The 25367-nt window shown below is 34.9% G+C and carries 18 protein-coding genes and 1 tRNA gene; 9 read left to right on the top strand and 10 right to left on the bottom strand.

Annotated features, from left to right (window positions below; genetic code table 11):
• Positions 1-400 precede the first annotated feature (400 nt).
• The 8 genes from VB248_RS15950 to VB248_RS15985 form a co-directional block, all read right to left on the bottom strand.
• Positions 401-2887, bottom strand: a complete 2487-nt coding sequence (locus VB248_RS15950) for an outer membrane beta-barrel family protein (RefSeq protein ID WP_323297796.1) — start codon at positions 2885-2887, stop codon at positions 401-403.
• A 389-nt stretch (positions 2888-3276) separates the two neighbouring features.
• Complete coding sequence (locus tag VB248_RS15955) at positions 3277-4044, bottom strand: type III pantothenate kinase (protein WP_323297797.1); 768 nt, start codon at positions 4042-4044, stop codon at positions 3277-3279.
• A 20-nt stretch (positions 4045-4064) separates the two neighbouring features.
• A complete protein-coding gene (gene nadE / locus VB248_RS15960) occupies positions 4065-6077 on the bottom strand; it encodes an NAD(+) synthase (protein ID WP_323297798.1) in 2013 nt (670 codons plus the stop codon).
• Positions 6078-6323: 246 nt separating this feature from the next.
• On the bottom strand, positions 6324-6623 hold the full coding sequence (locus VB248_RS15965) for a hypothetical protein (RefSeq protein WP_323297799.1): 300 nt from the start codon (positions 6621-6623) through the stop codon (positions 6324-6326).
• A 174-nt stretch (positions 6624-6797) separates the two neighbouring features.
• Positions 6798-6870 (bottom strand) — tRNA-Thr (locus VB248_RS15970).
• 211 nt (positions 6871-7081) lie between these two features.
• Positions 7082-9073 (bottom strand): DUF349 domain-containing protein, encoded by a 1992-nt coding sequence (locus VB248_RS15975; protein WP_323297800.1) that lies wholly within the window; start codon positions 9071-9073, stop codon positions 7082-7084.
• Between the two features lie 328 nt (positions 9074-9401).
• A complete protein-coding gene (locus VB248_RS15980) occupies positions 9402-10742 on the bottom strand; it encodes a methyltransferase RsmF C-terminal domain-like protein (protein WP_323297801.1) in 1341 nt (446 codons plus the stop codon).
• Between the two features lie 88 nt (positions 10743-10830).
• Positions 10831-12153, bottom strand: coding sequence for a vanadium-dependent haloperoxidase (locus tag VB248_RS15985; RefSeq protein WP_323297802.1), 1323 nt, complete (start codon positions 12151-12153; stop codon positions 10831-10833).
• Between the two features lie 244 nt (positions 12154-12397).
• Between VB248_RS15985 and VB248_RS15990 the strand changes: the two genes are divergently transcribed.
• The gene (locus VB248_RS15990; RefSeq protein ID WP_323297803.1) at positions 12398-13309 is read left to right on the top strand and encodes an NAD(P)/FAD-dependent oxidoreductase; all 912 of its coding nucleotides are present in this window, start codon (positions 12398-12400) and stop codon (positions 13307-13309) included.
• Between the two features lie 125 nt (positions 13310-13434).
• On the opposite strand, the gene VB248_RS15995 is transcribed toward VB248_RS15990, so the two are convergent.
• On the bottom strand, positions 13435-14652 hold the full coding sequence (locus tag VB248_RS15995) for an NAD(P)/FAD-dependent oxidoreductase (RefSeq protein WP_323297804.1): 1218 nt from the start codon (positions 14650-14652) through the stop codon (positions 13435-13437).
• Between the two features lie 585 nt (positions 14653-15237).
• Between VB248_RS15995 and VB248_RS16000 the strand changes: the two genes are divergently transcribed.
• Both VB248_RS16000 and VB248_RS16005 read left to right on the top strand, forming a co-directional pair.
• On the top strand, positions 15238-16017 hold the full coding sequence (locus VB248_RS16000; RefSeq protein ID WP_323297805.1) for an alpha/beta fold hydrolase: 780 nt from the start codon (positions 15238-15240) through the stop codon (positions 16015-16017).
• A 71-nt stretch (positions 16018-16088) separates the two neighbouring features.
• Positions 16089-16757 (top strand): CBS domain-containing protein, encoded by a 669-nt coding sequence (locus VB248_RS16005; RefSeq protein WP_323297806.1) that lies wholly within the window; start codon positions 16089-16091, stop codon positions 16755-16757.
• A gap of 32 nt (positions 16758-16789) precedes the next feature.
• On the opposite strand, the gene VB248_RS16010 is transcribed toward VB248_RS16005, so the two are convergent.
• Positions 16790-17515 carry a hypothetical protein gene (locus VB248_RS16010; RefSeq protein ID WP_323297807.1) on the bottom strand — a complete coding sequence of 242 codons (726 nt, stop codon included), beginning with the start codon at positions 17513-17515 and terminating at the stop codon, positions 16790-16792.
• Between the two features lie 420 nt (positions 17516-17935).
• On the opposite strand from VB248_RS16010, the gene VB248_RS16015 reads away from it, so the two are divergent.
• From VB248_RS16015 to VB248_RS16040, 6 genes are all read left to right on the top strand, one after another.
• A complete protein-coding gene (locus VB248_RS16015; protein WP_323297808.1) occupies positions 17936-18826 on the top strand; it encodes an NAD kinase in 891 nt (296 codons plus the stop codon).
• Positions 18827-19021: 195 nt separating this feature from the next.
• Complete coding sequence (locus VB248_RS16020; RefSeq protein WP_323297809.1) at positions 19022-20068, top strand: hypothetical protein; 1047 nt, start codon at positions 19022-19024, stop codon at positions 20066-20068.
• Between the two features lie 60 nt (positions 20069-20128).
• Positions 20129-20800 (top strand): type IX secretion system protein PorG, encoded by a 672-nt coding sequence (porG, locus tag VB248_RS16025; protein ID WP_323297810.1) that lies wholly within the window; start codon positions 20129-20131, stop codon positions 20798-20800.
• Positions 20801-21101: 301 nt separating this feature from the next.
• Positions 21102-21857 (top strand): isoprenyl transferase, encoded by a 756-nt coding sequence (locus VB248_RS16030; RefSeq protein ID WP_323297811.1) that lies wholly within the window; start codon positions 21102-21104, stop codon positions 21855-21857.
• A gap of 46 nt (positions 21858-21903) precedes the next feature.
• Positions 21904-24528: an outer membrane protein assembly factor BamA gene (gene bamA, locus VB248_RS16035; protein ID WP_323297812.1), complete on the top strand. Its 2625-nt coding sequence runs from the start codon at positions 21904-21906 to the stop codon at positions 24526-24528.
• Positions 24529-24711: 183 nt separating this feature from the next.
• The gene (locus VB248_RS16040; protein WP_323297813.1) at positions 24712-25356 is read left to right on the top strand and encodes an OmpH family outer membrane protein; all 645 of its coding nucleotides are present in this window, start codon (positions 24712-24714) and stop codon (positions 25354-25356) included.
• Positions 25357-25367: the final 11 nt, after the last annotated feature.

A 25367-nucleotide genomic window follows, 5' to 3' on the forward strand; every position in this document is an offset into this window, starting at 1 on the left:
TTGGTTAGAGCGTTTTTTCGAATTCTTAACGCCATCTAACATTTACATTGCAGCGAAGTAGTCATTATTTATTGAAAAAAGAGCTTCTACCAGTGGGTAGCCTCTTTTTTCCTGACACTGACCTGCTGATGATAGAAATTGATTTTCTATCTGAGCTTGGCCCCGACTGTTATCAAATATATTTTCACACATTTAAACACTTTATCCTCAAACATTTTGATTGGCAGTTTTCCAATTGGTTAAAAAATTTGATTTTTCACAGGTAATACTCAAAGTGTGTTTTTTCTATTGAGGTGATTAAAACTCACTTTGAGTAAAACCAAAAAACATATTCATAACAAAAAAGGACACCCGTTTAGGCATCCTTCTTGTTTTCATCAAAATAGATTAGCGTTTTCTGTTAGTTTCCGCCACTTTTTACACGACCTTTTTCATCTTCTAAACCAGTTTTGCGTTGGCGTGCTGCGGCAACTTTACTATTTCCAAAACGATACGAGAAGTTTAAGCGTATTACTCGGCTTTCCCATTTATTCACTACTTGAACGTCGATGTCATTAAAGATAAATGAACCATTAAATTTGTTCGACCAGAAAACGTCGTTGACATTTAATTTAACTGTCGCTTTGTCGTTCATTAATTTCTTTTGAATACCGAAAGACATTGCACCCATTGGACGACCAGACATTTGTCCTTCAATGAATGGCGACATATACCAACCGCTCAATTCTAAAGTGAATTTCTTCGGTAAAGTAAACTGGTGCGTCATGTTAGCTTGGTAACTTGTAGCACGAGCATCCAAAGGTTGAAAAATTGTCGATGAAGTACCATCTGAAGCAATAATCGTCTTAGGAATATCGCCCACATAGTGATTATTATACAAATTGAAGTAAGTATTACTAAACCACCATTTTGTAATTGGCACAGGTACTGAGAAGGCAATTCCTATATTTTCTACATAACCAATATTGATTTTTGTTTGGTTCGTAGTCTTCAAAGCGTTGTTTTGTTCCAAAATATCAGTCATAACGCCATTTGTACGGCTGAAATTTACTGTGGTTGTAATAGCATCTTTGAAAGTATGTGATACTTCAAAAGCGTTGGTGTATTGAGGTTGTAATAACTCATTTCCTCTTGAATAAGTGTATGGGTCGAGGAAGAATAAGAATGGATTCAAATCTTCATAGCTTGGACGGTCGATTCTGCGACTGAACGAGTAGCCCAATTGATGGTCTTTCGAGAGTTTTTGGCGGAAGAATACACTTGGAAATAAATTAGTATAATGTCTGTTCAATAATTCTTTTCCTAATAAAGTACCTTGTCCGTTGGTATTTTCAACACGCAAACCTAATTGCATACTAACTTTTTTAAACTCTTTTGAATAGTTGATATAGCCAGCATTGATATTTTCTTTGTAAATAAAATCACGAGTACGAGTTGGATCGAGTACTGGAGTATATAAATCGCCAATCAAGAAATCAAAACGCATATCATTATTAGAAGTAACATAACTTGATTTCAAACCAACTTCAAATTTTGAAGTTTTATTGATTGGATATACTAAATCTGTCTTAAATGAATAAATATTGATTTTTGAATTTGCTTTTCCATCTTCATTGCGAGTTGTTCTTAGAATATTCTGATTATCGTATTTTGAAGTACGATATTTCATCGAATTGTTAGCGTCGTAACGAGCAAAGTCCAAATCGGCTGTAAGTTCTTTACCTGTTGAATCAATTACGTGTTTGAAGTTCAAATTAGTTGAATAATTTCCCCATCCGTTTCTAATCGTTCCTAAAGTTCTTGAAGTAGTATCTAACTGCGAAGTAGCATTTTTAATCAAAGTTTCATTGTTAGTATCTTCGTTCCAATTTCCATTCATTCCATTGAACAAGAAACCAATAGTATTCTTTTTGTCAAGAAAATAATCTGCACCAACTTTATAAGCAAAAGAATTATTTCTACGTTCGTTATTGCCTACTTGGTCGAAACCAGAAATTACTTTACCATTTTCAAAAAACTTTCGGTTAATTTGTTGAATTTGAAAACTTTGTCTGTCATTTGCCGAAAAATTACCAAAAACATTTACTTTTTCATTTCTGTAATTTAAGTTCAAACCTGCACTTTCTTTTGGTAAAGATTTATACGGACCATAACCTAAACCAATGTTGGCTGAACCATTCAAACCAATATTTTGATTCTTTTTCAAGCGGATATTAATTACCCCAGCATTTCCAGCAGCATCGTACTTGGCAGGCGGATTCGTCATAATTTCGATTTTATCCAATTGCGTCGATTGCATATTACGAAGCATATTTGCCAAGTCACTTGCCGACATATACGTTGGTTTTCCGTCCAGCATTACCATTACATTTTGCTTTCCTTTCAAAGAAATGTTACCGTCTTTGTCAACAGTTACACCGGGAGATTTCTCTAAAATTTCAATAGCAGTACTTCCTGCCGAAACCACAGAGTTTTCAACATTCACAACCGTTTTGTCGATTTGTTGCTCGATAAAAGGTTTTTTAGCTGTTACTTGTACTTCGCCTAATTCTTTAGATTCTTCGGATAAAATCAAATTTGAAAGCTTAATGTTATGATTTTCAGAGGATAAAGTAAATTTTGGTGTGTAATATTTTTTGTAACCTAACTGCGAAATATTAATGATATAATTTCCGTAGTTTACTTTTTCAAATTCAAAAGAGCCGTTTACATCTGCTAAAGCTCCTTTTACTAAACTTGAGTCTTTAGCTTGCAAGAGCGTAATCGTAGCGAATTCTACAATTTTACCTTTGTTATCGGTAATTTGTCCAGATATTTTTCCTTGAGCTTGGGCTTTACCATTTGCCAAAGTCAGTAAAATAAGAATAGAGTAAATAAATGTTTTCATGATTAAAGAAGAATTATGTTTAGAATAATTAACAAATGTTTGTTGCTGATTTTCTAATTGTGAATTGATTAAACAAAACTAATGTAATGCCCACTACCTTGTTATGCAAACTATCTAATCGGCTTCTCTAAATGATAAATGGTAAAGAAGTGCCCAGAAATGTTTGTGAAAATGATAGACGGGAGAATTTGTAAGTTAGATGCAAGAACGAAACAAAAGGTTGCAGAAAAATTAAAAAAAATAGCAATCTTTTGAATTTGTTTCGATTCAAAGGATTGCTATTAATAAAGAATTTATATCAACAAAAATGAATAAAGATATATTTTTTCTATAAGTGTCTGATAAATAGTGTTTTACAAATCTATTCACCAATCACTATTTACTAACCATTAAGTATGCACGATTTCAGCGATAATTTTTAGTCCGTTTAAAGTAAGTAATTTATCTACTTCATCAAACTCATCACGAAGTGGTGTAAGAATCGACGAAAGTCCGCCAGTGGCTAAAACGATACAATCTTCACCTACTTCTTTTTTGATTTGCATAATCATTTCACGCACCATTCCTACATAACCCCACAAAATCCCTGCTTGAATGGCATGAACTGTATTTTTGCCAATAGCAGAAGATGGCATTTCTAAAGGCACTTCTGGAAGCTGTGCAGTATTTGAGAAAAGCGATTTTACAGCCGTTTTCAAACCGGGAGCGATAGAAACCCCCAAAATTTTACCTTCGCCCGAAACCACTGTGAAAGTAAGTGCCGTTCCGAAGTCAACAATAACACAGTTTTTTTGATAAGTATAATAGGCATAAGTGGCATTGCAAACCAAATCTGTACCGATTTCGTAAGGACTTGGAATTTCCATTTTCAAATGCTCATAGATTTCAGGCCCAATCATCGTTGGTTCAATCCCGAGCATTTGTTGCACCATTTCTTTCAAAACACTCTTTAAATCGGGAACTACCGAACTGATAATAGCACGATTGAATTCACCAATTTTAAGATTATTTTCCAAGAAAAATAAACGAAGTTTGGCTTCAAAATCAGAAGAACGACGAGATGCATCAGAAGGAATTCTGAACTGATGAATCCATTCTTGGCGATTGTGTACGCCAAAAACAACATCCGTATTACCTATATCAATGGCTAAAAGCATATTTTCAATTTTTACGATTACTAAAATCCAATTTTTCCTCTGCGTTTTCCTTTTCCAGAGTTATTTACAAATTCTCTCATTTCAGAAAGTTCTTTTTCAAAACCTCCAGAAAGAATCGGGAATCTCAACCAACTTCTTGGGTCGAGGTTGCGGTCGTCCACATGAAAACTTGGTGCATAGCGTTCTCTTTTCCATTGATTTCTGGCAAAAAGCTTGAAGAAACGTTCAATAGATGCCACAATTTTTTCCTGAGAGTAAATGCCATCAAATTCCATTTCCATCAATTGTAGGCAGTCTTTCGGAGACTTTTTGTCTCTGATGGCAGCCGTTTCTATGGCGTTTAGCAAATCATAAGGCATTAAATCTTCTTCGTCAATTTGTTTGGCTTCAAGCGGACGCAGTTCGGCGGTTGGCTGCAAATTGTTCATCGCATTCAATCCTTTGATTGCGTGTGTGCCGCCTAAGCCAGTATTTTCTAACCAACGCAACCAATGACGCAACCAATGCTTGTCGATACCAGCAATAGGTGAAATAGAGCCAGAAGTATCTCCATCCATAGTGGCATATCCTACGGATGCCTCCGAACGGTTTGAAGTAGAAAGTAACAAGGCATTTTTGATATTTGCCAAAAGCCAAGCACTTGGGCTACGAACCCTCGCTTGAATATTTTGTAGGGCAATATCATCTGTTTGCCAAGATAAATCTCTGCCAATAGCTCCTTGAATCAAACCTTTGTAAGTTTCAACCAAACCGTTGATGTCGATGTCGAAGAAAGTAGTATTTAAGTCTTTTGCTAAAGAAGTAGCAGAATGACGAGTATCTGCCGAACTATTTTGTGTGCCTTGATACACATTGGTAATCAATGCGGCCGATAATTCTTTTACAGAAGTACAAGTTTGAATTTCTTTGATGTACTGTAATTTTTTCTTGAAACCTTCCAAGCCCAATTCATCTACTGCCATTTCTATGGCTAAATAACAAAGTGCAGTAATGGCAGAAGAGTCAGCTCCACCCGAAAGTGAAATTACCCAACCATTTGAGCGAGATTTGCGGAGATAGTCAAACAAAGCTAAAGCGACAGCTCGGGCAAATTCCTCTTCTTTTTGAAAACCGTTGGCTTCCCAATGTTCTAATTCATAACGGTTTTTGATAGGAGCAATCAGCGGATAATCAAAAAGTACTTGAACAGGATTGAAATTCTTGTAATGAAACAAATTTTGAATTTGTTCTAATCTGATTTTATCTAAATCAATTACCGCCGAAGTCAAGTAATGGTCTTTATATGAAAAACGAGTACCAGAAACTAACATTTCGCCTGCCTGAGCAATCATGGCATCGCCATCAAAAATAGCTCTACCCGCTTCATTTCCCAGTAAATTAGCATAAATATAAGCGACTCCGAAGGCACGTGAACCATCTTGTACCAAACGTTCACGAGTTTGAGTTTTGAAGAAAGCAAAATGAGACGCCGTAGGGTTCAAAATAATGTCACAGCCTCTTAAATAATGTTCACGACCGGGTCTATTGGCAATCCACGCATCTTCGCAGATTTCAAAGCCAATTTTTACGCCACCAACCTCAAATAATAAATCTCCAACAGGATAAGTAAACTCTCCAATTTTTATTTCAGTACGCTCGCCAGCTGGCCAATGCTGAAACCAACGAGTTTCGTAATGAATACCATTATTTGCTAAAGTCTTTTTACAAACAAAGCCTCTGATTTGTTTATTGACAATCAAACAAGCCGCATTGTACAAGTGATTGTGAATTTTGATAGGCAAACCCACACAAACCGCAATGCTTGAAGTATGCAAAGCGATGTCTTCAAGGGCTTCTAAGGCGTTGTCGCAAGTACCTTGGGCATAGAACATATCTTCACAACCATAACCTGTAATACACAATTCTGGTAAGCACAATAAGCTAATGTCTTGGTTTTTGGCTTCTTCAATACAAGCAATGATGTTTTTAGTATTACTTTCCCAAGCGAGTGGTGTTTGGTTTACGACCCCTGCGGCTACTTTTATTAGATTCATATTTTAGGATTTGTGTATAAAATGCTTGATTTATTTTGTTTTAGGGAGTGATTAGAAAATAGAGATTGGTGATTAGTATTTCAAGTTTCTAATTATCAGTTATTCTGCGAAAAGTGAAAAGGGTCAATTGATTTCTATTCATTACTTAACGATTAAACAAAATAAAAAATTTTTGTTTAGCTTTTTCAAGCATAAAACAGATGGCAAAAATGAAATTTTACCTAATGCTTACAGCCTATTGCAATATTAATTTTTATCAAAATTTACTCTTTCTCCAGGAAGCAAATATTTGAATTTAGGTTTTTTACTCTTTTTGTCTTTTTTAGCGTTGTATTTGTTTTTTCCAGCAACTGCCGACCACGGCCAATGCTTTTTAGTACTTACCCAAGAGAAAGCCGCCCTTGGACGAAAAACACCGCCTTCGTGCTTATGTTCAACTGAAACACGACAGCTTTTTTCAGGGCAACGCTTTGCCCACAAGCATCCTGTAAAGCCAAAGCACACAAGTATAAAAAAGCAAGAATATATAATTTGATTAAATTTCATTAGCCTTAATTTTTGCCAAACAAAAATACAGCATTTTAGCTCAGAATGAAAAAGGAGGGGAGGAGATTTTGAAGCAGCCACCAGATAGGTGAAAAACAGTGTTGAACTCGTACCTAAGCTTTATAAGCAAAAAACCCTTCATACGCCATGTATGAAGGGTTTTTGTTGTTTTAGAGCCTTCTATCGGGATCGAACCAATGACCTACTGATTACAAGTCAGTTGCTCTACCAGCTGAGCTAAGAAGGCTTTTTTCAACGATTAGCGATTCGTTGTTCGTTTATCGTGATGCAAAATTAGTAGGTTTCTACATACTGTGCAAATGTTTTGGAAAGAAATTTTTAATAAAAAATGAAAGTTTTTTTCAAGTTTCTGAATATCAAAAAGTTAGAATTGAAATTTTTTTTCAAAAAAATAGGGCTTACGATGTCGTAAGCCCTATTTTTTGTGTTTTTGAAGACTAAGCTTCTCTAATTATTTTAATTTGATGCTTTAAATCATTCAAATCTTTTACTGCTTTCTGAATTTTCACTTCTACTTCCTGACGTAATTTGTCAGCATTTTTAGATTTTGCGAAAAATTCTAAGTTATTTCTATAAACGGCAATGTCGTTTTCGATACTTTGCATTTTACGACGAATGTCATTTTCTTTTTTCGCTAAGTCTTTTGGTGAAAAATCCCCTTGCGATTTCGCCAACTCAATTTCATTTTGTAAGCTCAAATGCTCTTTTTCTTTGCCAGAAAGTTTGCCCATTGCACTTACATACTTATTGATGGCATTGATATAGCGTTTGCCAATGTTTTGCATTTCTTTTTTAGGAACAAAACCAATTGCCGACCATTGTGCTTTGAACTCAGCCAAACGAGTAGTGTCTGCACCCTCAGTTGCTTCACTTTCAATTTGTTCGCAAAGGGCTACTTTTTTCGCTAAGTTACTTTCAAATTCTTTTTCGATACTTTGGCTTTTGGCACGTTTAGCGTTAAAGAAAGCATCGCAAGCAGCTTTGAATTTCCCATAAATAAGGTCTTTCTCTTTTTCAGGTACGTGACCAATCTCACGGAATTCTTTTTGCAAACGAATCACTGTATTTGTTCCTTCTTGCGATTCGTCTCCTTTAGCTACTAAAGCCTCAACTTCTTCAATAATGGCAATTTTAGCTTTTAGGTTTTCTTCACGTTTTGCTTCTAACAATTTAAAGAACTCAGTTTTGTTACGGAAGAAAGTTTTAATATCAGCCCAAAACTTATCGCTAAGGTCTTTACCTTTTTCTTTCGGCATAAAACCTTTGATATTGTTCCATTGGTCTTGTAAAGCTAAAAGTGCTTTTGTTCTATCGTTCCATTCTGAAATAGACGTAGAATTGAAAGTAGCAAAAGGCTCAACCAATTCAGCTATCGACGATTTCAAAGAGAAAACTTGTTCTGCTTCTGCTTTAGAGGCTTCTAATTGTTCACGACGTTTGCCATAAATTACGTCTAAAGCATCTTTTACTCTTTGCCAGATAATTTCGTTTTCTTCTTTTGGAGCTGGGCCAATATGCTTGTACTCTTCAAAAGTTGCTACGGCTTCATCCAACATTTTTCCCGTAACGTTTTCTGTTTTTGAGATTTCAGCAATTTTTTCAATTTTGCTACAAAGCTCAATTTTTTGTTGAAGGTTACGCTTACGGTCAAGTTCTAATAATTCAAAATATATACTTCTATTACTATAAAATCTATCAACTAAAGCATGATACGTTTGCCAAAGTGTATTGTTGTGCGGAGAATTGATATTTCCTGCATTTTTCCATTCTTCTTGAATTTTCTTAAATTCATTAAAGCCTGATTTGATATGAGCAGGGTCATTGCTGTCTTCGCCTTCAACAAGTGTACGTAAACGATTGATAAGAGATGTTTTTTGACTAAAATTTTTGTCTTTCTCTTTTTCAATACTGGCAAAGTACTTTGAACGCTCTTCTTTGATTGCTTTGAAAAGTTTATCAAACTGTTCGCTCACAGCGTCTCCTTTGAACTCAAATCCTTCTTCCGAACCTTCGTTGGCAGCTTTGAATTTTGCTAAAGCTTCTGCTTTTTCGGTATTTTTGATTTGTTCAAACAAAGGACGAATCTCTTTGAGAGCGTCTTCTGATTTTCTGAACGAGCCTACTGAAGGATTGGCTTGTACTTCTGCTAATAGTTTTTCTAATACAGGTACAAAATCGCCTTTTTGTAAACTTGAATAATCGACAGCTTCCGCCTCTTCGCTTGTTTCAAGTACTGCTGATACAGGAATAGACGTAGTTTCTACTTCAGAAGAAAGTAGCGTTTCAGAGCTTGTTTCATTGGGTTCAGAGGCTTCAGCAACCTCAAGAATAGATACTTCTGCCGCTTGAATCTTTGTAGCGGATTCAGTTACTTCGAAAGCTTTTGCTTCGATTTCTTCTTTAACTTCTTTTGTTTCTTCGTTAATCATGCGTTCTTTTGACAACTTTCTGTAAAGATAATTTCAGGCTCAACAGTGGGCTGTTACATTTGAGATAAACATTTAACAATCAGGTTTTATCAACCTGCTGACATACAGTAAATTACTATAAGGCTTAATTTGTTATTCCTAAAATAGTAAATTAATAATTCAATTATTCTAAGAAAATGTTTGACTAAGCTGTTTTGTTTTTACTTAAAATTATTTGCTTTGGGTTAGTATCAATAATTTGCTACAAAAATAAGTAAAATAGTTACAAACAAAGCTCAATAATTATCTTTTCAATCAATCCTTTTGGGTTTTTATTGTCGATTAGGGCTTATTTGCTTAATATTCGTAGCTCTTTAGGGTAATAATTGTTCACACGGTTGGCTAAAACCTTCGCCCAGCCTAAACCAAAATCTTGAAAAGTCATTAAAGACCAACCTTTTACTGCTTCTTCAAGGCTGAATTCATCTCTGCGGAGATACGAAATGGCTTCGTTTAAACTTAATTCTACTCTACTTACTTTTCTTGAAAGTTCAACACTCAAGGCTAATTCGTGGTCTGGAATTAAATCTTTACTGGATAATTTACCCATGCGTACTCCTGCTTTTCTCAGATAAAAATTTGATTGCAGTAAGCTAATCGTATGTTCATGAATAGGGTTTATCAAAAAATAGTCGTCGTTTTTTTCAAACCAAGTATGTTTGTCTATGTCTTCAATCCAGTTTCTAAAAATTTCTCTTTCAGTTCTGCGATTATTGTTTTTGATGGGTTTTCCTGAACGAATAAATACTTCTTTTTCAGAAGATTTTTTTTGAAAAGCTGCAATGAAAAAACCTTCTCCTTTGATTTGGTCAGGATAAAAGCGATATGAATTTTCAGAAATTACTTCATTGCCAATACCTTTTGTTTCTGGACAAAGATGTTCTGCTCCGAAAGTGTCCTCAATCCAATCGACTATTTCTTCGTTTTCAGCTTTTGAATATGAACAAGTAGAGTAAATCAAAATACCACCTTGTCTTAAACAGCTCCAAGCGTCGCCAATGATGCGTTTTTGACGTAACGAACAAAGTGTAACATTTTCAGGCGACCATTCTTTGATGGCTTCGGGGTCTTTTCTGAACAAGCCCGAACCAGAGCAAGGAGCGTCTATCACCAATACGTCAAAAAAACCAGAAAGTCGCATGAAATCTTTTGGGTCGTTGTTGGTCACAACGGTATTCATCGTTCCCCATTTTGTAAGATTATCCGACAAAATATTAGCTCTTGTTTTAATGACATCATTACTTACTAATAAAGAATCTTCGGTTAGTAAACTTGCTATTAAAGTACTCTTTCCGCCCGGAGCAGCACAAAGGTCTAATACTTTTAAGTCTTGACTTAAATCTACGGTTTTCTTTAAAATATGTTCCAAGTACATCGAACTTGCTTCTTGGACATAATAAGTACCTGCATGAAAAAGTGGGTCGAAAGTAAAACTCGGACGATTGGGCAAGTATTTGCCAAACTCCGACCAAATTACCGCTTCGGCATCATTGAATTTATCAATTTTTTTAAAAGGATTTACTCTGATAGAAGTAGGTGCTTCTTCGTTTTCGTGGGTATTGATAAAGGTACTTTCATTGAAACCCTTTACTTCTTTCAAAGAATCTATTAATGCTTGTGGGATTTTCATAAGTTTAAATTACGCTAAAAAAGCCAAACTGTTAGAAAGTTTGGCTTTTTCAATATTTGTTTTCAGATAATCATACTAAAATGTACAATTATTTCTTTGTCTTTATTTTAGCAACAAGCCAATTGCCTATTTTTCTACCTTGAGCAATACCATTATTTAAAGCTGGACGGAAGTGAATTCCACCATACAAACGGCTGATTGATGCTTCGTCTGCTGCTTGGCTGAATGATGTAAATTTGCGTGGAGGTAATCCATAAGGAATTTCGGTAGAGTCTGTAAAGGCTACGTTGTCGCCCAATACCGAAGTTAGTGCAGTAGAAGCCGCACCAGAAATTACCGAGTGACCAGAAGTATATTCTGGGAAAGGTGGCGTTTGTAAAACTGGTTGCCAGTCTTTATCAATATTTGCATTGATAATACTTTCGGGTCTGATACGTACCGAACGATATTTTTCTGTCCAACAAGAAATAAATCCATCAAAAACAGCCGTAGAAGTAAGCAAGTACGCTTCGGCAGTTTTGTAAATATCAGCTCCTAAATTTCTACTTACTTGTGAAACGATTCCCATCCAGTGTCCGCCCGGAGAAACTTTTTTAGTAGCAAACATCGCATGACCCGTAATATTCATTTTGAATGGATTACAATCCCAGAAATTGGCAATCGCTCTTTGTTCGTCTGTCAAGTTTTTCACGGTATTGTAGCAATCCATTACTTCATTATAATATGGACTTCCTTTTGTCAAATCAAATTTTGATGGTGCTGGCGGAGGAAACTGTGCCGACGAATCCAAAGTAAACGAACGGATTTTTGTCCAATAAGGCTCTACGGCATCCATATAAGCAGGAGGCGTAGGTACCCAAGTTCCTTCTTTATTCGTCACAGTATAACGGAAACCACGAGTTTGTTTGTAATTATCTTTTTTAGAATAATTCATAATAGAAGCCGCAACCGAGTCGCCGAAAGCGATAGAGTTTTCAAATACTTCATCGGGCATTCCTGTTGCTTTGTAATCTTCCCAAAGTTTTTTCTCGAAATCAACATAAACATCCTGAGCAAAAGTAAGGTTTTTACCAATGGTCAAAAATGCTCTTGTCGCTGCCAACGGATAACAATAAGTTTTACTGCTGTCGGGTTTATATACTTTTTCAAAGCCATTGTACTGTCCCACCATTGATTTATAAGCAGGGTTGCCCGGAATCAAGGCTTCGTAGGCTGCCAAAGAAGCATAGCAATAAATACGGCTTGAAACTGGCGGAGCAAAGATGTCGTGAATGATAGATTCGGTTACTTGTAACTGAGTACGACGCAAAAAATCTGGGTTTTCGGCTGCCTTTCTCCACTCGCCATTGTCTTTCTTGCAACTAAAGAGTAAGCTAATGCTTGAAAGAATAAGTAAAATATTTTTTTTCATTGGTTGGATTTTGAAATAGAGCGACAAATTTACAAAACTTTCACTCATTGTTTAATGAATCTATCAAGCTTTGATGAATGACTTTTGTCTCTTTTTTAATTATTTTAATAAAAATCATTAATATTTTAGCTCAAAAGTCCAAAATAATCCTTTTTAGCGAACTTTTCAAAGTGAATTTCCAGATTTCTGTAAAACTTTTTTCTTCTAAAGCAGTTTATTTTTTATTCACCAAACAACATTTATCTTGAAAATTCTCATTATCGGTGCTGGAATGGCAGGTCTTGCGGCTGCTAACTTCTTGGCAAATGAACACGAAGTAACGATTTTAGACAAAGGCAGAGGAGTAGGAGGGAGAATGGCTACTCGTACTTTAGGAACAGCCATTGCCGACCATGGAGCTCAGTATTTTTCGGTACAATCAGATGCTTTTCAGACATTTATTGACCAACTTTTAGCAGAAAAAATTGTTGATACTTGGCAATTGCCTCAACGCTCAAATAAAAGATTTTTCGGTAGTAAAGGAATGAAAATGATTCCTAAAAAAATGGCTGAAAAACTCGATGTACAACTGAACGAAAAAGTAATTCTTTTGAAGGATAACATTGCTTTTACAGAAACAGGTAATGAGTACGCTTTTGATAAAATCATCATTACTATTCCGATTCCTCAGTTGAAAGAATTACTACAAAATTCTGCTATCAACATTAATGAAACTGATGAAAAAGTATTTGAAAGTATTCAATACGAGCCTTGTATTGCCTTAATGGCAGTTTTGAAAAGTCCTACACAAATTGCTGGTGGCGGAATTATGCTCGAAAATCAGCCAGTGGCTTGGATTGCCGATAATTTTCAGAAAGGTATTTCTCCTACGCCCTCAGTTACGATTCACGCCTCTGCTGAGTACAGCAAACAACAGTTAGAAAACAATTTGACAGAAGTGGCTACGGAAATGCTTCAATCAGTAGAAAAGTGGATTCCTGCTGAACAAATTGAAAGTTTTCAAGTGCATCGCTGGCGATATAGTTTGGCTTCTAAAAGATACGAACAAGCTTTTTATCAGTTGAGCGAAAGTATTTATTTGGCTGGAGATGGCTTTGGAATAGGTAATGTAGAAGGTGCATTTTTATCAGGTTTTGAACTTGCCAAAACTTTGTGAATGAATCAATTATTATTTGACCTAAACAAGAAACGGTAACCGTAAAGGTTACCGCTACGAGTATTATTTCAATCAGTACTAACAAAGCTTAATTTTGAAATAGTAGAAAATATAGGCTTCCTTGCTTAAATACTTTCAGCTACTTTTCGTCCTGTCATCATCGCTGCATTCAACGAAGGATAAGCCGTACAGTCGCCAATTTGATACAAAACATCACTTAATTGTCTGGCTGAGATACCTGATTTTTCATCTGAAAAACTGGGTAAAGCTTGCGGAATATGATAAGTTTTTAAGTGTTTCCATTGCTTCGCTTCCATGCCAAACCACTTAATAAGTTCTTTTTGAATACCTTCTGTAAAAGTTTGTTCATCTTGAAAAACAGTACTTTGCGTTGAAACTGAAATCAAAGATTTTCCAGCAGGAGCGTAAGTAGGAGCGATGTCGCTTGGTACGCATAAATTGTGAATCAATGAATTTCTATCTGGATTCAACACCAATAATTTTTCACTCAGTGGCGAGCGATTAGCTGAAAAGTAGGTACAAGTAGTAGTATTAAATTTCATGGAGTGTTTTTTACCAAGTAATTTTTCAGCCTGAAAACCGTCAGTTGCCAAAATAATTTTTTCTCCAAAAAGCTTTTCTCCGTTTTCCAAGAAAACATGATTCCCTTCAATTTTCGCTACTTTGGTATTGAGGCGAATCGATTTTTGTGGAAGCGATTTTGCGATTTGTTTCGGAATTGCCTTCATCCCTTGAGCAGGAATTACAGCATCGCCTTCATAAAATTTACCGAAAATATATTTAAAGAAATTGGCAGAAGTAGTCAACTCGTTTTCTAAAAAAACACCTCCAAAGAAGGGTTTGAAAAAACTTTCAATCATTCCATCGCTTACTCCATAATTTTTCAAGTACTGAATGGTTGATTCATATTTTCGTTCAAAAATCTCTTCATTTTGTTCTTGGGTTTCCAAAATCAAACGCAGTACTCTGAGTTTATCTGCCAAAGAACCAATGCTCGAAAATAAACTTGAAATTAATGCCGAAGGTTCTTTCAAAGGATTGACTAAAGTTTTGAAAGCATTGTTTTCGGCATCACGAATCAACGCTCCAGATTTGAATGCTTTTAGGTCTAAAGTATCGTATTTTAATAAAGATTGTGCTTCGGGGTAGGCCGTGAGTAAAATCTGAAAGCCTCGGTCTAATAAAAAACCGTCTTTTTGATCCGTTCTCACACGACCGCCAATGTCATCACTGGCTTCTAAAATCAGCGATTCGATACCTCTATCTTGTAGGTATTTGGCACAAGTTAGTCCAGCTATTCCAGCTCCAATAATTATTATCATTTGATTTTTATTTTTTATAAAACAATATTTTTTGAAATCTCGAACAAAAATTAAATAAAATCTATTAAATATATAGATTAACAGTGATTATATTTGTTGCCGAAGTTTTCAATGTTTAACTCTACAATCGAAAAAGAGTTTAAAAATTGCCAAACTCTTTATGACAAAATAAAGGAAAATATAATTATTCTAATATTGTAAAAAATGTCTTTTTCCCGACACATTAAAATAAAACTAATTTGTAGTTTTAATCGTTGATAAATAGTTAGAATGATTATTTAATGATTAAGTATTTGTTAGTCAGTGTGTTGTAATGATTTTAGAGCAAAATGTTAAATTTTTATGCCATTTTGTTCAAAAGTATTAATATTGAATTAATATACTTTTTAGAGAAATTTTATTATTTTGCATCAGAATTAAAACTCAGTCTAAATAGAATTAAACCGTTATACAAATAAAATAATTATTAAAATTTCGAGGTAAATTGTATTTTTTTGAGATTGTGATTTTTAAAATCATTTTTAGAAAATCAACAAAAAGATTATTTAAACGAAATCATCTCCAAATTTTTAAATGAATAATGTTATGAACTATCAAATTCACGAAGGCAATGGTTACAAGTATATCGACGAAGGCGAAGGAGAAATTTTACTTTTGCTTCATGGTCTTTTTGGTGCTTTAAGTAACTGGGAAGGAGTAATAGAAGGCTTCAAAAGTAAATATCGAGTAATTATTCCGATGATGCCAATTTATGAAATGCCTATTCTTAAAGCTGGATGTGAAGGTTTGACAGAATTCATTGAAGGGTTTGTAAATTGGAAAGGCTACGATGAACTTACTTTATTAGGGAATTCATTGGGCGGTCATGTTTCGTTGATTTATACGCTTAGAAACCCATCAAAAGTAAAACGTTTGGTATTAACAGGAAGCTCTGGACTTTTTGAAGACGGAATGGGCGGTTCGTATCCAAAACGTGGAAACTATCAGTATATAAAAGAACGTGTAGAATACACTTTCTATCGTCCAGAAACTGCTACAAAAGAATTAATTGATGAAGTATTTGAAATTACGAACAGTGCTTCTAAAGTAATTAGAATTATCTCAATAGCAAAGTCTGCTCAGCGGAACAATATGGCTAAAGATATTGTTAGAATCAAAGTACCAACGCTATTGGTTTGGGGATTGAACGATACTATTACACCTCCGCAAGTAGGACACGAGTTTAATCGTTTAATTGAAAATTCTGAATTACACTTCATTGACCAATGTAGCCACGCTCCGATGATGGAATGCCCTGAGCGTTTCAACGAAATTTTGGATGGCTGGCTTGAAAGAACCCCTATTCGAGTGGCGGAATTGGTATAATCAAATTAAATTTGGAATTTATCTAAAATTCAGTACTTTAGCTAAATCAACATAAATTCCGCTAATTGAATATGCTCGCAAAAGACTTTATCAATCCAATGTTGCCAGTTCTCAAATCTACCGATACCGTCGGCGAAGCGATGAACTGGATGGAGGAATTCCGTATTGGACAGCTACCACTCATTCACGAACAAGAATATCAAGGATTGATTAGCCAAGATATATTACTTGATGCTGACGAAGATTTACCAATTTTGGCTTTACAACCCGAGTTTTCGGATGCAGTAGTGTCGGTAAATCAACATCTTTTTGAGATTCTGAAAACAGTTCAACAGTTTGATTTACAGGTAGTAGTAGTGTTGGATGATGAAGAAAATTTTGTGGGAACAATAGTCGTACAGGAATTGTTGAATGAATTTTCAAAAACGTTAGGTTCACAAGAAGTAGGAGCTGTATTGGAAATTGCCGTTGAAAACAGAAGTTACTCGCTGTCAGAAATTAGCCGATTGATAGAATCCAACAACGCTAAAATCATAAGTTCTTACTATACCAGTAATCAGTCGGGTTTGGAAGATGCCAAAGATATTTTAACCTTAAAATTGAACCGACAAGACATTTCAAGAGTAATTGCTACGCTTGAAAGGTTTGAGTACGAAATTGTAGGGGCCTACAACTTTGAAGCCATCGCTTCGCCAGATAAAGAAAGGTATGATTTACTGATGAAGTATTTGAATATATAAAAAAAGCTCGTGGAATATTTCACGAGCTTTTTTTAAAAGTGATAACCTATCTGAGCCATTGAAAATCCTCCGTTTATTTCTAAATCACTTCTGCTTGAATTTCCTTCTTGAAGAAAGTTATTTGAAATTGAATCAAATAATTTTGTGTTAGCTTTAGATTTTCCATAACTAAGGTTAATGTTGGATGAAACTGATATTGAAAGATGTGAGTTGAAGAAAAATCTTGCTCCAAGAAACGCTCCAGCAGAGAACGACATACCCTTACTCTGAAAAACAGTATAATTGCTATTTGCTGATGTATAATTTACAACTTTGGGAGTTGTAGAATTGATAGCGAAAGCAGTTGTTAAACGAGGCCCATAAAATAACATAAATCGCCCTTCTTGTTTTTGAAATTCGTAGCCTAAGCCAAAGTTATAGTTATGTGCTTTACTGTTTAATTCATTGTTGAAACTATCTATTATATTAGTATTAGAGTTGAAAATGCCAAATTTAAATTCTAAAGCAGATTTATTAATTTTGTTCATACTATATCTACGCACAACGATATATCCTTGATTGTTGATAATACCATTTACGTTTTCTTCTCTGAAAGTCCCGACTAAATTAAATACATCCAATCCTACTTCCCATTTCCGTCTCTCGGGTTCAGGTGCAGTATCAAATTTGGCTTGTTGTTTTATTTTTTCTTGTGCAAAGGTGTTGCTTGCTGATAGAGCATAAGCCATCAACAAAAGCATTAGTAGCTTTTTTTTCATGTACAGTAAAATTTAAGTGAAATAAAAAATAGAGGAATTTTGTGAAGGTAATCTCATTTCCGATAAAGCTTACCCAGTGGAAAAATTAGTTTTGTGTAGTTTTTAATCATGAGGACTAAGGTTTAGTGTTGTTTATGCAATATTAATTATAGGTATAGTTCAAAACAAAAATTTTAACATTTATTTTTGACGATTAACATGAAATTTATTCGTAAATTCTGGTAGAAATCTTATTCTCAGCAAAGGAGAAATTAGCAAATATTCGATAGATAATACGCTCAGATAAAGCAAGAAACTAAATAATCAAACCTAAAAGTTTGGCAATTCCCTTTCTTCTTTCTTCTTTTGCTTTTCGGTAGGAAAATGTCGAGGGAATCATAGCGATTCTGTTGTTTACTCAATCAGTTATTTTGTAATAATATGAAAATAGCCATTCACGGGCGAAATTTTAAAGAGGAAATCAAGCCTTTTGTACAGCTAATGTTTGATACTTTAGCTGAAAAAGGCATAGAAATACAAATTTCAGATTCCTATCAGCAATTCTTATCAGAAGTAGGAATGAGGCACGATGCTACTCAATTTTATTCTTCACAAGCAACACTTTTTGACGCAGATTTTGTATTGAGTTTGGGCGGAGATGGTACTTTGTTGGATTCTGTAACGCATGTAGGTAATCGGGAAATTCCTATTTTGGGTATCAATACTGGGCGTTTAGGTTTTTTAGCAACGGTTTCACCAGATAAAATTGTTGAGAGTCTTAATGAGATTTTAGCTAATCATTACAGTATCGAAACTCGTACTTTGGTAAGTGTAGAAACTCGTCTTCATAATCAACCAATAGATGTTTTTAATGGAATTAATTTTGGTTTGAATGAACTGGGAATTATGAAAACCGATACTTCTTCAATGATTATGTTGAAGGCGTATCTCAACGGAGAGTTTTTGAATACCTATTGGGCAGACGGACTTATCATCGCAACTGCCACAGGTTCGACAGGCTACAATCTTAGTGTGGGTGGCCCCTTAGTAATGCCAAGTTCAGATATTTTTGTGATTTCGCCCATGAGTCCGCATAATTTAAATGTGCGTCCTTTGGTAGTATCGACTGACGTAGTCTTAGATTTTGAAGTAGAAAGTAGAAGTAATAGCTGTTTGATTTCTTTGGATGCTCGTTCAAAAGTGATAGATAGTAATGTGAAAATCAAGATGAAACGAGAAAATTTTAAGGCACATATCATCAAATTGAGCGACACTAATTTTTTAAATACTTTAAGAAGTAAATTGAATTGGGGCTTTGATACCAGAAATTAAAGTAACGACAAATTATTTTTCATTCGCCAAAGTATTTTATTTATGCTATTTTAGCATCAAAATTTGAAGATAAAATAACAAAAATTAACATTTTACGTTTTAAAAAAAGTTGCTAATCGTCCATAATCCTTAATTTCAAGACTATCTTTCTTTGGATTTTTCTGAAAGAGTAATTTATCCTACCGACCAGATAATATGAAAAAATACGCTTCAATATTTATCACATTTTTGATTTGTCACATCATTGTGCAAGATTCTTCTGCACAATTTAAGCTTTCCAATATTTTTGGGCAGAAAGATAGAGTAAGAAAAAATCGTCTTTTTGAACCCAGTTCATCAGTAAGCTTTGGTGTGGGAACATCAAGTTATTACGGTGATTTGTCGCCTTACAATCGCTTTTTACAATCTACTGTAAATGGCATGCGTTGGAATTTAGCTTTCAATTTTACTCGTCAAATTTCTCCATCAGTAGGCATTCGTGTTGGACTTACTTATGCAAGAATTTCGGGCGATGATAGCTACATGGAAAATGTAAAAGGCTATGAAGCGTACTTCGTAAGAAATTTACATTTCAGAAATGACATTAAACAACTTTCAGTAGTAGCTCAATATGATTTAGTAAAAACTTCTCGTAGTTTTTTGCGTAGAGAAGGTATTATCCCTTATTTATTCGGTGGAGTAGCAGTATTTGCACATAATCCAGTGGCTAAAACCCCGATTGTAGCAGGTACAACCAGCGAATGGGTAAGTTTACAACCACTTCATACAGAAGGTCAAGGTTTACCAACTTATGATTCAAGTCCGTACTCATTAGTAAGTGTTTCATTTCCAATAGGTTTGGGGGTTCGTTATAAACTTAGCAGAAACTGGGATTTAGGTTTTGAAATGAGCTACCATTACGCTCTTACGGATTATTTAGATGATGCAGGTGGAAAATATGCTGACCCTGCTGATTTACAAAGTCAAGCAAATGGCCCATTATCAGTATCAATGGCTAATAGAAGTTTAGAACAGTACGCTGCCAATCGTGGTATAGACCGCAGACAAGGAGTACTGAATTATTTAGCAAGTATTGGCTATCCAGCCGGATTCGACCCTATTGCTACACAATCGCCCATTATTGGTTTTGTAGATAGAACAGATTCAAGAGGAAACCCAAAATATAATGATTCTTATCTGCTTACAAGCGTAAAAGTGATTTATCACATTCCTACTAAAATTAAATGCCCTGTTATTCGTTAATGATATTGGCTAAAAAACTTTTTGGTCAGGTGTAATTTACACCTGACTTTTTTATTCACTATGAAGTTATTCAAAGAAATTTCGTTATCGCTATTATTGCTTTTGAGTATCCAATCATTAGCTCAAAAAATTGAAATTGGAGCTGGAGTAGGAGCAATGAACTACAAAGGCGATATTTCGCCAGACCTTCATCCATCGTTTGCACGTTTAGGAGCAAATGTGTCTTTTCGTTATAATCTTTCCAAAATGATTACTTTTAAATCAAGTATTTTGGTTGGCTCAATTTATGGCGACGATTCTCAGGTGAGCGATTCTTTCAATCAACTTCGTGGACAAACTTTCAAAACAAATATCAACGAATTAAGTCTCACAACTGAATATAACTTTTTTGATTATCGCTACAACCGCTATCACAAAGATTGGACTCCCTATGTTTTCGGAGGATTAGGAGTAATGAAATTCTCGCCAAGAGATACTCCAGTTTCGGATTATAAAACGCTTCAATTAGTTATCCCTTTTGGTGTTGGAATTAAGTATAATATCTCTGGCCCTTGGAATTTAAACTTAGAATTTGGTACTCGTAAAGCCTTTACAGATTATTTGGATAATCTTGGTGGCGACGACCCAACTTTGCCAAAAAATCTTCAAAACGATTACAGCCGTAGTGATATGTATTACTACACATCTCTCTCCTTGACTTATCAATTCCTCAAAATTTACTGCCCAAAATAAGTGCTTAAATAAAAAACAACATTTTGATTCCCTCAAAATCACAGCTTAGGGCTTGTTTTTAGGTACAAAACCTAAGCAAGTTCCCTGTATTAAGCTCTGCTTGATTTTGAATAGGAAGGGGAATTCGTTAAATTTGTAATATTATTCTCAAAATGTTGATATACAGCTTTTCTTGAAGAAGAAATCATTTTCTATCTTCCTCCAAAATCAGCAACAACAAAAGAATATTGGGCAAAATAAACTCCAGACCAACTGGATTGCCTCCTTATCTAAGTTTTATGTGTTAAAAAGTGTTAAATCAGTGAAAGAACAAATAGACGCTAACAATCTACCAAAACATATCGCCGTTATCATGGACGGAAATGGACGATGGGCTAAACAAAAAGGCTTCGTTGATAGAATTTTCGGACATAGAAATGCTTTGAAAGCGGTAAAAGAAGCCATTCAAGGTAGTGCAGATTTAGGGGTCAAGTATTTAACACTTTATGCTTTTTCAACCGAAAACTGGAATAGACCCAAAGCAGAAGTAGATGCTTTGATGATGCTTTTGATAAGTGCTTTGAAAGACGAACTTGATGATATGAAAAAAAATAATGTGAGATTAGACACCATCGGTGCGATTGATACATTACCAGAAAGTTCACAAAGAGTACTTAGAGATGCCATCGAAGAAACCAAAAATAATACAGGTATTGTAGTTATTTTGGCATTGAGTTACAGTGGCAAATGGGATATTACTAACACCGCCAGAAAGCTCGCTGAAAGAGTTGTAAAAGGTGAAATTGCGATTGAAGACATCAATGAAAAGCTTTTTGAACAATCATTAGACACCAAAGGAATTCCTAATCCAGACTTGATGATTCGTACAGGAGGCGACCACCGTATTAGCAATTTTATGTTGTGGCAATTGGCTTATGCTGAATTATATATTTTTGAAGATTTATTTTGGCCAGATTTTAGACGTGAACACTTATTTGAAGCCATTCTTGACTATCAAGAGCGTGAACGTAGATTTGGTAAAACCTCAGAGCAAATTAAAAAGACTGTTAATGCTTAAAATTTCAATGTTCTGTTCCTTTAGAGAAACGAGAACAAATCAAAAAATGAAAAAATATACTTTATTACTTTCTCTCTTATTCATTTCTTTTTTATCTCAAGCACAAATTCGTGGAGCAATGGGACAAAGAGCACCCATCGTTGAACAAAGATTAGAATTGAATTATGCAGAGCCCAAAGAGTATGAAATCATGGACATTACTACCACGGGTTCAAGATTTTATGATGGCAATTCAATGATTTCTCTTTCTGGCTTGCGAGTAGGTGATAAAATCAAAGTACCTGGTGATGCCGTTACTTCTGCTATCAAGAAATTGATGGCTCAAGGAATTTTAGAAGAAGTAGAAGTAGAAGCCGCTAAAATTGAGGGTGATAAGATTTGGTTGAATATCAATATCAAAGAAAGACCTCGTTTGTATAAATTAGAGTACATCGGTATCAAAAAAGGTGAGCAAGAAACACTAAGTGACAAAATCAAAACTTATAAAGGTAAGATTGTTACTGAAAGTGTTAAGAAAAACATTGAGCTTGCTATCAAAAAACATTATCAAGATAAAGGGTATTTGAATGTAGCTATCAAACTTTCTGAAAAAACCGATACGCTTCGTGGTAATAATGCTACCATGAAAGTAAATATTAAAAAAGGAGAAAAAGTAAAAATCTCTGAAATTAAGTTTGTAGGTATTTCAGAAATGAAAGAAAGCGTTTTGCGTAGAAAATTAAAAGGAACAAAACAAAAAGCATTCTATAAAATCTTTACTTCTTCAAAATATGTACCTAAGAAATTTGAAGAAGACAAAATTAAATTAATTGAGTTTTACAATAAAAAAGGATATAGAGATGCCTTAGTACTTGGCGACTCGGTTTATAAAGACCCAACTAATAATAACAGAGTAAAAATTGTTCTGAAATTAGAAGAAGGTAAGCAGTATCATTATCGTAATATTTATTGGGAAGGAAACTTTATTTATCCTGACTCAGTACTTACCGAAGTATTAGGCGTAAAAAAAGGCGATGTTTATAATGTTGAGGATTTAGATAAACGCCTTAATGGCAAACCTGGTGAAGACGTTAGCTCTGCTTATATGGATAATGGTTACTTATTCTATCAGTGCGAACCTGTTGAAACAGCGGTTGTTGGCGATTCAATAGATATTACTTTCAGAATCAATGAAGGAAAACAGGCCACAATTAATAAAGTAATTGTAAACGGAAATACTAAAACATCTGACCACGTAGTAATGCGTGAAATCAGAACCTTACCCGGTCAGAAATTCAATAAATCTGCCATTATTCGTACTGTTCGTGAATTATCAACCATTGGTTATTTTAACCCAGAGAAGATTACTCCGAATCCAATCCCAAAAGCCGACGGTACAGTTGATATTGAATATAACGTAGAAGAAAAACCTTCTGACCAAATTGAGCTTTCAGGTGGTTGGGGTGGTTACATCGGTTTCGTAGGTACTTTAGGCGTAACTTTCAATAACTTCTCAGCCAGAAATATCGGAAACTTAAATGCTTGGAAACCACTTCCTGCTGGTGATGGACAAAAACTTTCGGTTCGTTTTCAAGCGAATGGTTCTTCTTTCCAAAACTACTCTATTTCATTTACAGAGCCATGGTTAGGTGGAAAGAAACCGAACTCATTCTCTATTTCTTTGAGTAGAAGTATTTCGTATCCTTATAAAATTCAGCAATATAACCAGTTAAGTGCTTATAATTCTGGTTATGGTTACGGAAGTAGTTTATACGGTGGTTATGGTGGTTACGGTTATGGCTATGGATTAGGTACTTCAACGGCTACTTCAGATAGTGCTACGGCTGCACAAAACGAAGCACACTTCAATAGTACAACTTTATCATTCAGTTTGGGTAAGCGTTTGAAAAAACCAGATGATTATTTCTCATTGAGTAACTCGCTTTCTTTACAATTGATTGATGTGAAAAACTTACCTTATTATGGTTATCCAGAAGGTAATTCAGTAGCGGTAGCTTTTGTGACTAACTTCTCAAGAAACAGTATTGATAACCCAACCTTCCCACGTTCAGGTTCGAGTTTTTCACTGACGGCTTCACTGACTCCTCCTTATTCATTGTTTGGAGGGAATAACACAAACTTGATTGAGTACCACAAATGGATGTTCGATGCTTCGTGGTTTACACCAATTACCAGTAAATTAGTGTTCCACATGCGTACTCACTTAGGTTTCTTAGGTTCATATAATCCTGATAAAGACATCACCCGTTTTGAACGTTTTGATTTGGGTGGTTCGGGTATGCAAACAGGTTTTAATGTAATCAGCCGTGACATCATCGCTTTGCGTGGTTATAAAGACAGAGTATTTGGTTCGCAAGGTTCATTACCAAGTGGTGGGGTTGCCTACAACAAGTTTGTAATGGAAGTTCGTTATCCAGTTTCATTGAACCCATCAGCAACCATTTTCTTATTAGGTTTTGCAGAAGGCGGAAACAACTTTGCTAACTATACTTCTTACAATCCGTTTAAGATTTATAAGTCGGCAGGTTTTGGAGCAAGAATCTTTATGCCAGCTTTCGGTATGATTGGTATTGATTATGGTTTTGCTTTTGATAAAGTACCAGGTCAGACCTCAAGCAATAATTTCGGACAGCAAGCGTTCACCTTCTCGATAGGTCAGCAGATTAGATAAGCATTCTTTTCATAAGCATTTGGTGGTATTGTATTTGATAATTGTCATTACAATATCACCAAATATGTCTCGTTAATCAGGTATTATTAACAGACAATTTTTTAGCTTTGTCGTGAATACGTTTTTATAAAAACATTATCTCAGGTCACAAGCTACTTATTTTCTAATTTAAACACAGAAGCCGTGAAAAAGCAGATATTTTTACTAATTTTGCCACTCTTTTGTTTATGTTTTAGCCTAAACGCTCAAAAGTTTGGTTATATAGATACTGAATATCTTACTTCAAAAATGCCAGAGTACCAAAATGCTCAAGCTGAAATTGAAAAACTTACGGCAAAGTGGATTAGTGAAGTATCAGCAAAAAACGAAGAAGTTAGTAAATTAGAGAAGGCCTACCGTGCAGAGGAAATATTACTAACTGAAGAAATGAAAGCTCAACGTTTGAAAACGATTGAGGAAAAAGCCAAAGAAGCCAAAGAATTACAAAATAAAATTTTCGGTTTTGAAGGTGAACTTTTCAAAAAAAAACAGGAAATTATGAAACCTGTTTTAGATGAAGTAGCCAAAGCCGTTGAAAAAGTAGCTCGTGGAAAAAAGTTAGACTTTTTGTTTGATAAATCTTCTGATGGTTTAGCTATGTTATACACCAACCCAATTCATGATTATACCGACTACGTAATGGAAGAATTGGGCATCAGTACAGAACAATTGAAAGAAAAAGAAAAACAAGAACAGGAGGCTAAAACAGCTAACGAGGAAAGTAAAGACAATACAACAAAAACTAAGTCAAATAGAAAAGGAGGGGCAAGCCCCCTTAAAAAAGAGTAATTAACCAATCA

The organism is Arcicella rigui (assembly GCF_034929435.1).
GTDB lineage: Bacteria > Bacteroidota > Bacteroidia > Cytophagales > Spirosomataceae > Arcicella > Arcicella rigui.

Bases quoted from the DNA above. Each gene is read 5' to 3' on its own strand.
- VB248_RS16000 (WP_323297805.1), top strand. From the start codon at position 15,238: ATGAACTATCAAATTCACGAAGGCAATGGTTACAAGTATATCGACGAA.
- VB248_RS15985 (WP_323297802.1), bottom strand. From the start codon at position 12,153: ATGAAAAAAAATATTTTACTTATTCTTTCAAGCATTAGCTTACTCTTT.
- VB248_RS16015 (WP_323297808.1), top strand. From the start codon at position 17,936: ATGAAAATAGCCATTCACGGGCGAAATTTTAAAGAGGAAATCAAGCCT.
- VB248_RS15955 (WP_323297797.1), bottom strand. From the start codon at position 4,044: ATGCTTTTAGCCATTGATATAGGTAATACGGATGTTGTTTTTGGCGTA.
- VB248_RS15980 (WP_323297801.1), bottom strand. From the start codon at position 10,742: ATGAAAATCCCACAAGCATTAATAGATTCTTTGAAAGAAGTAAAGGGT.
- VB248_RS16020 (WP_323297809.1), top strand. From the start codon at position 19,022: ATGAAAAAATACGCTTCAATATTTATCACATTTTTGATTTGTCACATC.
- VB248_RS15995 (WP_323297804.1), bottom strand. From the start codon at position 14,652: ATGATAATAATTATTGGAGCTGGAATAGCTGGACTAACTTGTGCCAAA.
- VB248_RS16010 (WP_323297807.1), bottom strand. From the start codon at position 17,515: ATGAAAAAAAAGCTACTAATGCTTTTGTTGATGGCTTATGCTCTATCA.
- VB248_RS15975 (WP_323297800.1), bottom strand. From the start codon at position 9,073: ATGATTAACGAAGAAACAAAAGAAGTTAAAGAAGAAATCGAAGCAAAA.
- porG (WP_323297810.1), top strand. From the start codon at position 20,129: ATGAAGTTATTCAAAGAAATTTCGTTATCGCTATTATTGCTTTTGAGT.
- bamA (WP_323297812.1), top strand. From the start codon at position 21,904: ATGAAAAAATATACTTTATTACTTTCTCTCTTATTCATTTCTTTTTTA.
- VB248_RS16005 (WP_323297806.1), top strand. From the start codon at position 16,089: ATGCTCGCAAAAGACTTTATCAATCCAATGTTGCCAGTTCTCAAATCT.
- nadE (WP_323297798.1), bottom strand. From the start codon at position 6,077: ATGAATCTAATAAAAGTAGCCGCAGGGGTCGTAAACCAAACACCACTC.
- VB248_RS15965 (WP_323297799.1), bottom strand. From the start codon at position 6,623: ATGAAATTTAATCAAATTATATATTCTTGCTTTTTTATACTTGTGTGC.
- VB248_RS15950 (WP_323297796.1), bottom strand. From the start codon at position 2,887: ATGAAAACATTTATTTACTCTATTCTTATTTTACTGACTTTGGCAAAT.